15 protein-coding genes and 1 tRNA gene are annotated in these 13,357 nt (G+C 58.7%); 11 read left to right on the top strand and 5 right to left on the bottom strand.

Annotated elements, in window-relative coordinates; genetic code table 11:
- Window positions 1–36: 36 nt before the first annotated feature.
- Genes ASG19_RS04105 through ASG19_RS04090 form a run of 4 tightly spaced genes read right to left on the bottom strand, consistent with a single transcriptional unit; the run spans window position 37 to window position 3,917 of the window.
- A complete protein-coding gene (locus ASG19_RS04105) occupies window positions 37–960 on the bottom strand; it encodes a glycosyltransferase (RefSeq protein WP_062453867.1) in 924 nt (307 codons plus the stop codon).
- An 8-nt stretch (window positions 961–968) separates the two neighbouring features.
- The gene (locus ASG19_RS04100; RefSeq protein ID WP_062453866.1) at window positions 969–1,748 is read right to left on the bottom strand and encodes a WecB/TagA/CpsF family glycosyltransferase; all 780 of its coding nucleotides are present in this window, start codon (window positions 1,746–1,748) and stop codon (window positions 969–971) included.
- 5 nt (window positions 1,749–1,753) lie between these two features.
- Window positions 1,754–2,857 (bottom strand): glycosyltransferase family 4 protein, encoded by a 1,104-nt coding sequence (locus tag ASG19_RS04095; protein ID WP_062453865.1) that lies wholly within the window; start codon window positions 2,855–2,857, stop codon window positions 1,754–1,756.
- Window positions 2,850–3,917, bottom strand: coding sequence for a glycosyltransferase (locus ASG19_RS04090; protein WP_062453864.1), 1,068 nt, complete (start codon window positions 3,915–3,917; stop codon window positions 2,850–2,852). Before ASG19_RS04090 ends, ASG19_RS04095 begins: the two co-directional genes overlap by 8 nt.
- Before the next feature lie 417 nt (window positions 3,918–4,334).
- On the opposite strand from ASG19_RS04090, the gene ASG19_RS04085 reads away from it, so the two are divergent.
- Window positions 4,335–5,219 (top strand): glycoside hydrolase family 5 protein, encoded by an 885-nt coding sequence (locus ASG19_RS04085; protein ID WP_062453863.1) that lies wholly within the window; start codon window positions 4,335–4,337, stop codon window positions 5,217–5,219.
- A gap of 1,068 nt (window positions 5,220–6,287) precedes the next feature.
- On the opposite strand, the gene ASG19_RS04075 is transcribed toward ASG19_RS04085, so the two are convergent.
- Window positions 6,288–6,362: transfer RNA gene (locus ASG19_RS04075), tRNA-Thr, on the bottom strand.
- Between the two features lie 153 nt (window positions 6,363–6,515).
- Between ASG19_RS04075 and ASG19_RS04070 the strand changes: the two genes are divergently transcribed.
- From ASG19_RS04070 to yacG, 10 genes are all read left to right on the top strand, one after another.
- A complete protein-coding gene (locus tag ASG19_RS04070) occupies window positions 6,516–6,740 on the top strand; it encodes a hypothetical protein (RefSeq protein ID WP_062579050.1) in 225 nt (74 codons plus the stop codon).
- A gap of 129 nt (window positions 6,741–6,869) precedes the next feature.
- Window positions 6,870–8,162: a UDP-N-acetylglucosamine 1-carboxyvinyltransferase gene (gene murA, locus ASG19_RS04065; protein ID WP_062453861.1), complete on the top strand. Its 1,293-nt coding sequence runs from the start codon at window positions 6,870–6,872 to the stop codon at window positions 8,160–8,162.
- A gap of 153 nt (window positions 8,163–8,315) precedes the next feature.
- Window positions 8,316–9,158 carry an oxidoreductase gene (locus ASG19_RS04060; protein ID WP_062453860.1) on the top strand — a complete coding sequence of 281 codons (843 nt, stop codon included), beginning with the start codon at window positions 8,316–8,318 and terminating at the stop codon, window positions 9,156–9,158.
- 83 nt (window positions 9,159–9,241) lie between these two features.
- Window positions 9,242–9,673, top strand: coding sequence for a DUF2948 family protein (locus tag ASG19_RS04055; RefSeq protein ID WP_062453859.1), 432 nt, complete (start codon window positions 9,242–9,244; stop codon window positions 9,671–9,673).
- Window positions 9,674–9,715: 42 nt separating this feature from the next.
- Entirely contained in the window at window positions 9,716–11,029 is a 1,314-nt protein-coding gene (gene hisD / locus ASG19_RS04050; RefSeq protein WP_062453858.1) for a histidinol dehydrogenase, read from the top strand.
- 2 nt (window positions 11,030–11,031) lie between these two features.
- Window positions 11,032–11,505, top strand: a complete 474-nt coding sequence (locus tag ASG19_RS04045) for a UPF0262 family protein (protein WP_062453857.1) — start codon at window positions 11,032–11,034, stop codon at window positions 11,503–11,505.
- 68 nt (window positions 11,506–11,573) lie between these two features.
- A complete protein-coding gene (locus tag ASG19_RS04040) occupies window positions 11,574–12,005 on the top strand; it encodes a low molecular weight phosphatase family protein (RefSeq protein WP_062454876.1) in 432 nt (143 codons plus the stop codon).
- A gap of 129 nt (window positions 12,006–12,134) precedes the next feature.
- Window positions 12,135–12,353, top strand: a complete 219-nt coding sequence (gene infA, locus ASG19_RS04035) for a translation initiation factor IF-1 (RefSeq protein WP_062453856.1) — start codon at window positions 12,135–12,137, stop codon at window positions 12,351–12,353.
- A gap of 28 nt (window positions 12,354–12,381) precedes the next feature.
- A complete protein-coding gene (locus ASG19_RS04030; RefSeq protein ID WP_062453855.1) occupies window positions 12,382–13,002 on the top strand; it encodes a Maf-like protein in 621 nt (206 codons plus the stop codon).
- Between the two features lie 22 nt (window positions 13,003–13,024).
- Window positions 13,025–13,243, top strand: coding sequence for a DNA gyrase inhibitor YacG (gene yacG, locus ASG19_RS04025; RefSeq protein ID WP_062453854.1), 219 nt, complete (start codon window positions 13,025–13,027; stop codon window positions 13,241–13,243).
- Window positions 13,244–13,357: the final 114 nt, after the last annotated feature.

Below are 13,357 nucleotides of genomic sequence, written 5' to 3'. Positions count from 1 at the left end.
CGATCGGTGATATTTCGGTCGCGTCATGCGAATGGTCTAGGCTGTGGCCCGGTCGATCCGAGGTTCCACCTTAGGGAACGGGTCGATTTCACCGTCGATCAGGTCCTTCGCCAACTGGTTTGGAATGATCTTCGGAACGCCGCGCGGGATCGCCGGCCCGATCAGCAGGCAGGCAAGCCGCAGCAGAGCAAGCTTCGCCTCGCTCCACCTGTTGAGACATGGATAGAGCACCGTCTTTGCGACCTGCTTGAAGAGTTGCTTTGCATAGGCCTTGTGGAACCCTCTGGCGACCAGGGAGCTGCCGTTGCCAAGCGAGTAGTAGAACGTGCGCTGGACATCGAATTCGGAGTTCAACGGCAAAGGCGGATGGTCGATTTCCAGACCGGCCAACCGCTTGCCCTTCAGGCCGGCGTCGACCAAACGTGCCCCGAGATCGAAGCCCTCTCCCGATCCATGAATGGTGCCGATACCCAAAGTGGCATCGAACTGGAATTTTAAAAACGTCTTGCGGCGAAGCGTCAGCCCCGGTTCCCACATGTTGCCGATGATGGTTTGCCTGTTGATTTGGACATCGCTTTCGATCCGGCTTGCAGCCAGCCGCTTGCCGTTCGAGACGATGTTGCAGGTGACGAAATCGACCGCGCCGACATCGAGAATGGTTTTCACCCTGCGGTAGAAATCGCTCGCGGCCGGAAATGTGTCGTCATCCAGAAACGAGATGAGATCGGCCGTCGCGTGACAGGCGCCGACATTTCGGGAATGCGACGAGCTGAACACGCGCGAGAATATGGTTTTCACACCGTCGATGCCGATCGTTTCGGTCTCGTCGAACCCCTGCATCACGATGATGATTTCAAGCGCGATCGCCCTCTGCTCCTGCAATCGCCGCACCACTTCGCGCGTGCGCGCCAGACGACTGCTTTTCGATACGACTGGAATGATCACGGACACATCGTACATCGGGCCACCTACGAGCTTATTCTGGATTGGTTCAGATCGGCGACAACGGCTGAGAAAAAGCCCCAGGAACTGATGAAGTACCGTTTGAACAAGCGACGGGGCTCGGTGGCCACTCGCCAGAACCATTCCATTCCAACCAGACGGAAAACCTTTGGCGCTCGAGTCTTGGTGCCGGCTGTGAATTCGAGAGCCGCGCCGAAGCAGAAGGCGTAAAGGTGCCCAAGCGCGGATCTGTTCTGGTTCACCCAAATTTCGGATTTGGGCGCGCCGATACCCATGAACAGATGCGTTGTGCGGTTGTCGCGGATCGCGCTCAGCAGGTCGCGCGTATGAGAGGGTTGTTTTTCAAAACCAAACGGCGGTATCGCGTAGCCGAAGCCGGCCTCCGGGAAGCCACGTGCCGTCATCTGGACTGCCAGCCCGTCCGCCGTCGCCTGGCTCGAGCAGACGAAGAACGGCCGATGGTTCGTGTCTGTCAGGGCATCGAGCAGCTTGGGAAAGAGATCGGCGCCTGGTATCCGCTGCTTGACGGCCGCGCCGCACAGTTTCGCATAGAGAAAGACGGGCATGCCATCGATCGTGACTGACCACGCACTGTCGTAAGCACGTCTGAATTCAGCATTTTTGTACAGGTTGGAGACGTGATCCGTATTCGCAGTGACGACCAGTTTTACCCCGTCCGTCTCGGAAAGGGGAGAAAGAGCCTGTTCTACGAGAGCGTCGTCGGAATATTCGTAAAAGGATAAACCGAATATTTTATCTCTGGACCCAAGTCGGTCTTCGGTCATTGCATTTATCTCTTTAAGTGTGTGACGGCTAAAACTTGCTCTGCAATCGCTTTCCAGGAAAAATTCTCATCGACATGGGCGGTCTGCCACCGCAGGATTTCCGCCCGCTCCGCCTCGTCTGAAAGTTTGGTCAGCAGTGCCTTGGCCTGCTCGATATTGCCTGCCTCGAAGGTCTGGCTGGCGCCGATCACCATCGGAATGCCGCCCACATGCGAACCGACAGCCGGCGTCCCGCAATAGATTGCCTCGATGCAGACACGGCCGAACTGTTCCCGCCAGTTCTTCGTCGAGAGGCTCGGCAGAATGAAGAGATCGAGCGCGCTGTAAAATGTCCGCAGATCATCCTTCTGAAGACTGGGAAGAACCGTTACCCCCGCCGCAACGAGTGTATCGACCAGATAATCATCTGCGACCGGCCCGCAGGCGAGGATCGCGACCGGGAGTTCCTGTGCAAGCTGCGCCAGGATCTCTAACCCTTTCGGCTGCCAGATCCGCCCGGCATAGCCGAGAACGAGACCGCCCTTCTTGAATGCATCGGAGACCTGCGGATACTTTTGCGCAAGCGCAGAACGTGCCGCCGACTTATCGACGATCGAAAACGACGACTTTGAAACGCCGTTACCGATGGGGCTTGAGATCTTGCTCCGGGGAGCCCCCCGTCTGTGAAGGACATCGGCGACCTCATGGTTCTTGGGAATGATTTTGGTCGCTGTTTTATAGACGAACCGCTCGAGGACATTCCATCCGAAGAGGTTTCCCTTGAGATTGATGGCCGAGCTTTCGATGTACATCGGCCGCCCGAGACGCAGGGTGGCGCTTAGGAACGCGACAAGCGAGTGCGGTTCCTCATGAACGTAGAGAATGTCCGCCCGTCGCGCTTCCCGGTAGAAAGCGATGGTGCTCGGGATGAATGTCAGCCAGTGCGACGACAAGACGGAATTAAACAGCTTCACCGGAAAGTGGAATTTCTCAGGGTCGAACGTTGTGCCTTGAAAGGTTTTTGGCCCCATGACCGTGAGATTGGCGACCTTCGAAAGCTCGACAAATCGGTCATGGTAGTGCGAGTTTCCGGCTTCATGCCAGAGCATGGTCAACTGGTGCTCAGGCATGGGGCCGTGCTCCGGTGCGTCTTTGGGCCTGGATTTTCGAAAGCAGGTTTGCCGCGATAAAATCCCAGGAATACCGGGCTCTGTAGGCAAGATACGCGCTTTCAGTCGCTCGCGGAGCCGTCATGATCTCAGTCGAGATCTCGTCAGCGCGTGCGCCCGGCGAGACCAGCCGTCCCCATGGCGGAGAAACAGTCCGGTGGATGGCGATGTCGGACGCGACAATGCTGCAGCCCAGCGACCCTGCCTCGACGAGCGGCATATTGAACCCCTCGTCATGCGACAAAGACAGGAACGACCGGCAGTTTGCGTAAAGCCACCGCAACTGGCTGTCGGATATGTCCTTCATCCATCGGATGTTGCTCGTTGGGTCGTTGCTCGCCCGGTCAAGATCGGTGGCGATATTTCCCCAACCGCTGCGACCAACAACGACCGACAGGACATTGTGCGGTTGAAGCGCTGCCGCGACGTCGATGATCTTCTCGTAGTTCTTTCGGGGCTCCACCGTCCCCACGCTCAGGACGAAGACTTTGCCTCGCAGTTCCGCGATCTCGGACAGTTCGCCGTCAAACGGCAGCGCGGGGGCATTGCCGATCTCGCTGACATCATGGGAGGGAAAGATCGGACGAAGCTTTGCCGCCGAGTAGCCGGTTGGCGCAAAGATGGCGCGGTATCGGGATGAAACGGCGCGCTCCACATCCCGAAACAGAAGGCGCCCCTTGATCGGCATCTCCTGTCCCCTTGTCCAGGGGAAGTCGTCGTGAATGATGCGATAGAGGGGCAGTCTGGATGATATGGAGAGCGGACTTGCCGGCATGCTCGGAAAGACGGCCGCATCGTAACTGGAAGATGCCAGCCTGAACGGTAAAGTGAGCCAAGCCATCAAAGGATGCTGGCAGAGGACCAGGTTGTCGTCGCTCGAAAAAAACGATGTCGACATGACATAGGCCGTGCTGCCAGGGCAAATTTTCCGGAATGCCTCGAATAGATTGATCCCGTAACGTTCGACACCGGTAATCTCCGGCTTGCGCGTGGCAAGCGTCAGATCGAATATCACTCGCATTCCCACTCCTGCTGTCGCCGGACACCCGCGCATGCCGTCCATCACCGCTGCTGATCAGTGAAATGTCGAGTAGCACGACATCGAATCGTGGTTACAGCATGGATATGCTCTTGCTGATTCCTCAATAAACAAAACTAATCGCTAGGGTAATCGTATAATGGAATTCAATATGGATAATGTAGTTTGAATTCGCAGAGGTGTTGCACAAAAATCCCTAAGTTGTTTATTTTTTAGTGCATCAATGTTATAATAGAATCTTTATTACAGGCGTCTTACATGAATGAATGCTCAAGAAGATCTTTGTTGTTCTGCGCTGGCGCCTTTGCGGCGTCGGTTGTGTCGTCAGGTCCTTCCGTAGGTGCCCGAACGGGAACGTGCCCGCTGATCGGGGTTAACCTGGCCGGTGCTGAGTTCGAGATGATTGGCGGCCGTTGGAAGTGGCCTCACCTGGAGAACCTGAATTATTACCTCTCGCTGGGCGTGAAAGTGTTTCGGATCCCCTTCAAGTGGAACCGCCTGCAGCCCGATATTGCAAAACCGCTTGAGCCGGCGGCACTTGAGGGCCTCGATCGTCTGGTCGGCCGGGCAGTGGGCGAGGGTGCGGTTGTCCTCCTGGATATGCATGACTACGGAAGGCGCGATAAGATCGTCATCGGAGACGGCACGTCAGCTGCAACGCTCGAAAGCTACGCGGCGTTCTGGGGCGAGCTGGCACAGCGATACGGAAAGAACAGCCTTGTCTGGTACGGGCTGATGAACGAGCCGCATGACCAGGATCCCATTCTCAACCTTAACACCCAGAACGCCGCATGCGCCGAAATCAGGCGGCGTGGCGCAACGGGAACCGTGCTGTTTTCCGGCATCGCCTGGACGGGCGCCCATTCCTGGACGAAGACCTCGAACGGCACCGTGATGTTGCAGGCATTCGATCCCGCCGACAATTGCGGCTTCGACATGCACCAGTATCTCGACAAGGGATTTGGCGGCTCCAACCCGATCGCCACCGAAGGCATCGGAAAACGGATCCTGAAAAGCGCCACAGACTGGGCGACCCAACATCGAAAACGCATCTTCATCGGCGAATTCGCCACCGGCCGAACCGAAGGCTCTCTACGGGAACTGCGCGACCTTCTCGATGCCATGATGGCCCGCCCCGACATCTTCCTCGGCGCCACCTACTGGGCCGGCGGCGGCGTCTGGGGCAACACCAACCAGCAAACTGTTGATCCCCCACGAGACAGGCCAGGCGTCATGAGCGAGCAGTTGAAGCTGCTGATGCCGTATGTTGGGTGTCGGAGCTAGGCGGAGAGGGGATTGCACGAATAGCAATGACGGTATCCGGCTTACTTCGCGAAATAAGAATGCTGATAGATTCAGTGTAGCCCGCGAATGCCGCGGGCTACACTGGAGTTACTTACCTCTCTTCTCGTCCTGCGAAAGGACGGAAGCGGCGAGTTTCTTCGCATCGGTGGGCGTAGCTTTCTTGGCGCCGGAAAGCACCTTCGAGGCTAACGAGGAAATCGGAGTTGATGACTGCTTTTTAGCCACTTTAGAACTCCACCGTTGGGGCGATATTACCGAAACGCCTGCCTGTTTTAATCTCGCTAACTCTGCCAGGATTGATTCCGAACTTAGCTGCGATGTCATGTTGCATCATTCGCTCAAGAAGAAGACGTTTGATGCGAGCAGCCATCTCCGCCGTTACGCGAGGTGAGCGCTTTCTATGGGGCATAATATTTCTCCTTATGCCTTGCGCCCTGCCTTGCCGTAGTTGGTCGGGATATGTAGAATCAAACTGCACAGTTGGATTTTCATAATCCGCTAAGACATCCGCACGGCAGAGCATTGTTTCCGTGTGCGGCCACGCATTGCGCGACTGCATCTGTCCGCCAAGACAGACCGCAGTCGCCGTCCGCGAATCTAGTATTAGCGAACACTGACAGTATTGATGTGACTGATATTGCTGTCGAGTCATTTCGGCAGAGTACAACTGGATTATGTGTTTTTCCCCTCATAATCCGTTGGTTGTGGAAAAGATGCCGGATTCATAGTGGATTCGTCTAGTTCTTTGCTGCGCGTCCGCGAATGTAATACTCGGCTTGACGCTCAGCTCCACAAACCAAAAGCCGCGCTATTCATCATTTTCGATTGAGATAATGATTGAGATCCGTGCGAGGTCTGGCCCTCTATGAAATAGGGGAGCAGTTATCCGGATCATGGAGCCATGCAAATAGCAACGATCTTACGAGGGTATGTATTCAGATCGGCAATCCGACGAGCGGCTCCCGTCATTCCGCGCATTCCGAAACATACATGGAGAGACGCCATCTGAATGATGGCCTTCAACAATTTCAATCAGGGAAAGAAAAATGGTGCTGCTAGAGAGATTTGAACTCTCGGCCTCTCCCTTACCAAGGGAGTGCTCTACCCCTGAGCTATAGCAGCAACTGCGGACGTTCGGGTTCGTGTCGTCAGCGAGGGGGCTATTGCCATAGGTTCGGGGCAAGTGCAAGCAGCAAAATCGAACTTCTTGGAGAACCATCCGGGAAAACGCCCGGGGCGCTTTCGTGTGTCGGGCTTTTTCTTTAAGGAGAAGCCATGTCGAAAAAACCAGAAACCTTGGATAGCCAGGCGCCGGCCGCACCGTTGAGCGAAGCCGAGCGGCGTGAGCTGGATCGCAAGCAGCGTGCCGCTGCGAAATTGCGGGAAAACCTGATGCGGCGGAAAGGTCAGTCGCGCGCGCGGCGCGCCGGCGAGGCGGACGAGACGCAAGGTTTGCCGGCGTCTTCGCCCTCTGCCGCAAAAACGGACGAATCATCATAGTCTTTGCAGTGCATAAACGGGTTGTGGCACGATTTGCTCTCATCCGCAGTTTTCATCACGGATTGAAGCGGGACAAGGTTTGGTCTAGAGACGCAAACCCGGCCGCTTGAGAGAAAGAGTTACCACACCATGGATCGCATCAGAATTTCCGGCGGCAACGAGCTTCACGGCACGATCCCGATCTCGGGCGCCAAGAACGCCGCGCTGCCGCTGATGATTGCGTCGCTTCTGACCAGCGATACGCTGACGCTCGAAAACGTGCCGCATCTGGCCGATGTCGAACAGCTGTTGCGCATCCTCGGCAATCATGGCGTTGATGTCTCCGTCAACGGCCGCCGCGAAAGCCAGGCCGAGAGCTATTCGCGCACGATCAATTTCACCTGCCGCACCATCGTCGATACGACCGCTCCTTACGAGCTGGTCTCCAAGATGCGCGCCTCGTTCTGGGTGATCGGCCCGCTGCTGGCGCGTGAAGGCAAGGCCCGCGTGTCGCTTCCGGGCGGTTGCGCCATCGGCACGCGTCCGGTCGATCTGTTCCTTGACGGCCTGCAGGCGCTCGGCGCCATCCTCGAGGTCGATGCCGGCTATATCAACGCGTCGGCCCCCAAGGGCGGCCTTATCGGCGCACATTACACCTTCCCCAAGGTTTCGGTCGGCGCCACGCATGTCATGCTGATGGCGGCAACCCTTGCCCGCGGCACCACCGTCATCGACAATGCCGCCCGCGAACCTGAAGTCGTCGATCTCGCAAAATGCCTGACGGCCATGGGCGCCAAGATCAGTGGCGCCGGCACGCGCACCATCACCATCGAAGGCGTGGCCTCGCTGTCTGGCGCCCGTCACCGCGTCCTGCCGGACCGGATCGAGACCGGCACCTATGCGATGGCGGTTGCCATGACCGGCGGCGATGTGGTGCTCGAAGGCACGCAGGCCTCGCTGCTTGAAAATGCGCTCGATACGCTGCGCCTTGCCGGTGCCGAGATCACCGAAACCGAAAGCGGTCTGCGTGTCGTCAGGAACGGCAACCGGATCCAGCCGGTCGATATCGTCACCGAACCCTTCCCGGGCTTCCCGACGGACCTGCAGGCACAGTTCATGGCGCTGATGACCATGTCGTCAGGCGTTTCGCATGTCACCGAAACCATCTTCGAAAACCGCTTCATGCACGTGCAGGAACTGGCCCGTCTCGGCGCGAAAATTTCGCTGTCCGGGCAGATGGCGCGGATCGAAGGCGTTTCGCAGCTGAAGGGTGCGCCAGTGATGGCAACAGACCTTCGCGCATCGGTGTCGCTCGTCATTGCCGGCCTTGCGGCCGAAGGCGAAACGATCGTCAGCCGCGTCTACCATCTTGATCGTGGTTTCGAGCGTCTTGAAGAAAAGCTGACACGCTGCGGCGCCATCGTCGAACGCGTCAGCGACTGAGCAATATGGCCTGAAGAGGCCGCATGTTTCGAGGGATGAGGGGCGGCCAGGGGGATACCTTGCCGTCCCTTTTTTCATGCCTATGTCAGGTATTGTCATCCAACACGCCCCGCCTCATTTTCATGATCCGGCTTTTCCATCGGAGATATTTTTATGACTGATGCATCTTCCAACGTCTGGTTCATCACCGGCTGCTCCTCCGGCTTCGGCCTGGAACTCGCCAGGCTGACAATTGCAAAGGGCTTTCCGACCGTCGTCACGGCCCGCGACAAGGCAAGGCTTGCCGATCTCATCGCCGGCCACGACAATGCGCTCGCCGTTGATCTCGACGTGACCGACGAAGGCCAGATCGCAGCTGCTGTCAGCGCTGCCGAGGAAAAGTTCGGGCGCATCGACGTCCTCGTCAACAATGCCGGTTACGGCTACCAGGCCTCGATCGAGGAAGGCGAGGAAGACGAGATCCGCGGCATGTTCGATGCCAATGTCTTCGGCCTTTTCGCCATGACGCGGGCGGTGCTGCCCGGCATGCGCGCCCGCCGCAAGGGCCACATTCTCAACATCACCTCCCAGGCCGGCTTTATCGGCTTCCCGGGCTCCGGTTATTACGCGGCAAGCAAGCATGCGGTCGAAGGTTTTTCCGATGCGCTGTCCGCCGAAGTGGCGTCGGTCGGCATCAAGGTCACCTGCGTGGCACCGGGTCCGTTCCGGACGGATTGGGCTGGCCGGTCCCTGAAGCAGACGCCGGTGAAGATCGAGGAGTATCAGGATACCGCAGGCGCCCGCCTGTCGCAGACCGCAGGCTATAGCGGCCAGCAGCCGGGCGATCCCGTGCGTGCCGGCGAAGCCATGATCAAGGTCGTTGAAGCGTCAAACCCGCCGCGCCATCTCGTGCTCGGCGAAATTGCCTATACCGGCATCACCGCCAAGCTATCGGAACGCCGCGACGAGATCGTTGCCTGGAAGGACACGACGCTCTCTGCCGACTTCCCGAAATAGTTGCTTCTTGCCATGCGCCATCCTATCTCCAGACCATCAAACAACGGGGGCCACATCGCGGCCCAGGAACGGAATGGACGCGCATGACCGAGCTCAAGCTTCTGGCTCTCGATACCGACGATCTGGGGATCGTGTCTGCCCATATGCAGGATGCGGTGTTCAAGCTGTCCGACGTGCAGTGGTCGGCGTCGGAAAAGATATTCTCGCTGGCTGCCAACAGGTTTGATTGGGAAAAGGCCGGCGAGAAGAAAAAGGGGTTCGAGCGGCACCGTGCAGCGCTCGTCCTCAAGCGCGTGGAAGCAGTCCGTTCGACCGGTATCGACCGCAACCGCAAGGATGTTGTCCTGTCGCTTCTCGCCGTGCGCTTCATGGCCAAGGGCGAGGGGCCTGATGGCACCGTGGAACTGATGCTTTCCGGCGGCGGCACCATTGCTCTCGATGTCGAATGCATCGAAGTTGCTCTTGCAGATATCGGCGGCGCATGGGAAACCGCAACGAGGCCGCGCCATCCTTGACCGGCCTTGTGATCATGGCATGGAACGGGAAGGAATATCCGCTTGGCACTCTGGCTTGAGCAGACAGCACCGGACTTCGAGACACGCTTTTCCGCTTTTCTTTCGACCAAGCGGGAAGTCTCCGAGGATGTGAACGCCGTCGTGCACGCCATCATCGATGACGTGCGCGCCCGCGGCGACGCGGCACTTGTCGACTATTCAAAACGCTTCGACGGCATCGATCTTGCAGCGACCGGCATCCGCGTGACCGATGAGGAGGTCGACAAGGCCTTCGCCGAAACGGACCGCAAGGTGATCGACGCGCTGAAGTTCGCAGCCGAGCGGATCGAAAAGCATCATGCCCGCCAGATGCCGAAGGACGATATCTACGAAGACGCGATCGGCGTCGGCCTCGGCTCCCGCTGGACAGCGATCGAAGCCGTCGGTCTCTACGTACCGGGCGGCACGGCATCCTATCCAAGCTCCGTGCTGATGAATGCGGTGCCGGCAAAGGTTGCCGGCGTGCCGCGCGTCGTCATGGTCGTGCCGGCCGGTGGCGGCAGCATCAACCCGGCCGTCCTTGCCGCGGCGCGCATCTCGGGCGTTACGGAAATCTACCGCGTCGGCGGTGCGCAGGCCGTGGCAGCGCTTGCCTATGGTACCGATACGATTGCGCCGGTCGCCAAGATCGTCGGTCCCGGCAACGCCTATGTGGCGGCCGCCAAGCGCCAGGTCTTCGGCATCGTCGGCATCGACATGATCGCCGGCCCATCTGAAGTGCTGATCCTGGCCGACAAGGACAACGACCCCGACTGGATCGCCGCCGACCTTCTGGCGCAGGCCGAACACGATGCCGGTGCCCAGTCGATCCTGATCACCGACGATGCCGAATTCGGAAAATCGGTCGAGGCAGCCGTCGAGCGACAATTGAAGACACTGTCGCGCGCAGAAACGGCCGCCGCGAGCTGGCGCGATTTCGGCGCTGTGATCCTGGTCGAGAATTTCGAAGCCGCGTTGCCGCTGGCAAACCGCATTGCCGCCGAACATCTGGAATTGGCCGTTGCCGATCCGGATGCGCTCATGGCCGGCATCCGCAATGCCGGCGCCATCTTCATCGGTCGCCACACGCCTGAAGTCATCGGCGATTATGTCGGCGGCTCCAACCACGTTCTGCCGACGGCACGCTCGGCACGCTTTTCGTCCGGCCTCGGTGTGCTCGATTTCGTCAAGCGCACCTCGATCCTCAGGCTCGGACCCGATCAGCTGCGGCAACTGGCGCCGGCCGCCATCACGCTCGCCCATTCGGAAGGGCTCGATGCACACGCCCGTTCGGTCGCCATCCGCATGAACGCCCATCCTCCGCAAGACGAGGGCTAGGGATGGGACAAGGGCACTTCCGGCTCTCGGATGTCGTCCTCGACGACTCGATCGGGCGCTCGACGCCCGATGTCGAACATGAGCGGGCAGTTGCCATCTTCGACCTTGTCGAGGAAAACGCCTTCGAGCCGGTCGGCCATGCAGGCGGCCCCTACACGTTGAAGCTTTCGCTGGTCGAGGCAAAGCTGATGCTCACCATCACGGGCGAAGCGGGCGAGGGGGTTGCGGTCCACATCCTGTCGCTGACGCCGTTCCGGCGGATCATCAAGGATTACTTCATGATCTGCGAAAGCTATTACGAGGCGATCAAGACCTCCACGCCATCGCGCATCGAGGCGATCGACATGGGCCGCCGCGGCATTCACAACGAGGGCTCGCAAACCCTGATGGATCGTCTCGACGGCAAGATCCGCATCGACTTCGATACCGCAAGACGGCTGTTCACGCTCGTCTGCGTGCTCTACTGGCGCGGCTGAAGACCATGGCGGCCGATGACGAACCGACAAGGAAGCAGACGATCGGCATTCCGACCGCGATCCTCTTCATGTGCGGTTTCAACTCCATCCGTTCGCCGATGGCGGAGGCCATTGCAAAAAGCCTGCTGCAGCCCGATATCTACATCCAGTCGGCGGGTGTCCGTTCCGGCGAGCACGATCCCTTCGTCGATGTCGTTCTGGAAGAGGTGGGCCTTTCGCTCAACCGCAACCGGCAGCACAAGCCGCGGACGATGGATGACCTTGAGGATGATTTCTTCGATTTGATCGTGACGCTGACGCCGGAGGCCCATCACGCGGCGCTGGAACTCACCCGTTCGAACGCCGTCGATGTGGTCTATTGGCCGACCATGGATCCGACGGCTGCGACCGGCACGCGCGAGCAGGTTCTCGACGCTTATCGCGAGGTGCGAGAGCATCTGTGGAAGCTGATTGACCGACGGATGAGGCCCATTCGCAGGCCACCTCCGGCAGGCGATTGACGGTCTTCAAGAATCGCTGTCAAGCGAGGTTCACAAACCGGACGCGATTGTGTAGTTTCCGCGCAAATTTCGAGGCGGCTGATCAGATTTCGGCCTGCCCGACCTTCAACACAGAAAGAAAACCAATACATGGCTAAAGAAGAAGTTCTTGAATTCCCGGGCATTGTCGTCGAACTGTTGCCGAACGCGACCTTTCGCGTGAAGCTCGAGAACGAACACGAAATCATCGCCCACACCGCGGGCCGCATGCGCAAGAACCGTATCCGCGTTCTGGCAGGCGACAAGGTTCTTGTCGAAATGACCCCTTACGACCTGACCAAGGGTCGCATCACCTACCGCTTCAAGTAAGAATTTCTCGCGGCAAAGACGGGTCCCCATGGCGATCGAACAAAAGCTCATCCTGGCCTCAGGCTCGCCGCGTCGTCTCGATCTTCTCAATCAGGTCGGCATCGAACCGGCCCGGCTGATGCCGATGGATATTGACGAGACACCTAAGCGGGTGGAGCATCCGCGTTCGCTTGCGCGTCGTCTTTCGACGGAAAAGGCGGAAGCCGCCTTCGCCGCCGTCAACAACGATCCCGCCTGGCGCCACAGCTATATCTTGTCTGCCGATACGGTCGTGGCGGTTGGACGCCGCATCCTGGAAAAGACGGAGTATACGCAGGACGCCAGTGCCGCCCTGCATCTTCTGTCGGGCCGCGGCCACTGGGTCTATACCGGCATCTGTCTTGTCACGCCGGGCGGCCAGTTCCGCCAGAAGGTGGTTGAGACCAAGGTGCGCTTCAAGCGACTGTCGACCCGCGAGATCGAGAACTATATCGCATCGGGCCAGTGGCGGGGAAAAGCCGGGGCTTACGCGATCCAGGGCATCGCCGGCGCCTTCGTGCAGAAACTCGTCGGTTCCTATTCCAACGTCGTCGGCCTGCCGCTTCATGAAGTGACGGGTCTGCTGGCTGGCGAAGGTTTTGACGTAGCCGGCGCATGGCCGCAAGGCTGAAGACTTAAGAAGGAGGCCTGATATGGCTGAAACTTCAAACAAGGACATCACGACAGGCGGCAAGGTGGAGCCTTTGCGCAAGGCAAGGCCCTGTCCCGAATGCAGCCGCCCTTCCGCGCGCGAACACTATCCCTTCTGCTCGGACCGTTGCCGCAATCTGGATCTCTCCCGCTGGCTGCAGGGCAGCTACGCCATCCCCTTGGCCGACGATGAAAGCAAAGCCGACAACTACGAGGACTAGATCCTCGTCCGGTTCGGCCTTTGATTTCGCTCATGAAATCAGGTTTTTCACAAACCTTTCAAAAAAGTCGTCCGGGGTGCTGGACATGGCCGAACAAGATGTTATAACCCCGCT

The organism is Rhizobium sp. Leaf306 (assembly GCF_001423425.1).
Classification (GTDB): Bacteria; Pseudomonadota; Alphaproteobacteria; order Rhizobiales; family Rhizobiaceae; genus Neorhizobium; species Neorhizobium soli.
The sequence above is the reverse complement of the archived record's forward strand: the minus strand, read 5'-3'. Positions and strand labels throughout refer to the sequence as shown.

Bases quoted from the DNA above. Each gene is read 5' to 3' on its own strand.
- ASG19_RS04105 (WP_062453867.1), bottom strand. From the start codon at position 960: ATGTACGATGTGTCCGTGATCATTCCAGTCGTATCGAAAAGCAGTCGT.
- yacG (WP_062453854.1), top strand. From the start codon at position 13,025: ATGGCTGAAACTTCAAACAAGGACATCACGACAGGCGGCAAGGTGGAG.
- ASG19_RS04055 (WP_062453859.1), top strand. From the start codon at position 9,242: ATGACCGAGCTCAAGCTTCTGGCTCTCGATACCGACGATCTGGGGATC.
- ASG19_RS04070 (WP_062579050.1), top strand. From the start codon at position 6,516: ATGTCGAAAAAACCAGAAACCTTGGATAGCCAGGCGCCGGCCGCACCG.
- ASG19_RS04090 (WP_062453864.1), bottom strand. From the start codon at position 3,917: ATGCGAGTGATATTCGATCTGACGCTTGCCACGCGCAAGCCGGAGATT.
- ASG19_RS04060 (WP_062453860.1), top strand. From the start codon at position 8,316: ATGACTGATGCATCTTCCAACGTCTGGTTCATCACCGGCTGCTCCTCC.
- murA (WP_062453861.1), top strand. From the start codon at position 6,870: ATGGATCGCATCAGAATTTCCGGCGGCAACGAGCTTCACGGCACGATC.
- ASG19_RS04030 (WP_062453855.1), top strand. From the start codon at position 12,382: ATGGCGATCGAACAAAAGCTCATCCTGGCCTCAGGCTCGCCGCGTCGT.
- ASG19_RS04095 (WP_062453865.1), bottom strand. From the start codon at position 2,857: ATGCCTGAGCACCAGTTGACCATGCTCTGGCATGAAGCCGGAAACTCG.
- ASG19_RS04040 (WP_062454876.1), top strand. From the start codon at position 11,574: ATGTGCGGTTTCAACTCCATCCGTTCGCCGATGGCGGAGGCCATTGCA.
- ASG19_RS04100 (WP_062453866.1), bottom strand. From the start codon at position 1,748: ATGACCGAAGACCGACTTGGGTCCAGAGATAAAATATTCGGTTTATCC.
- ASG19_RS04045 (WP_062453857.1), top strand. From the start codon at position 11,032: ATGGGACAAGGGCACTTCCGGCTCTCGGATGTCGTCCTCGACGACTCG.
- ASG19_RS04085 (WP_062453863.1), top strand. From the start codon at position 4,335: ATGATTGGCGGCCGTTGGAAGTGGCCTCACCTGGAGAACCTGAATTAT.
- infA (WP_062453856.1), top strand. From the start codon at position 12,135: ATGGCTAAAGAAGAAGTTCTTGAATTCCCGGGCATTGTCGTCGAACTG.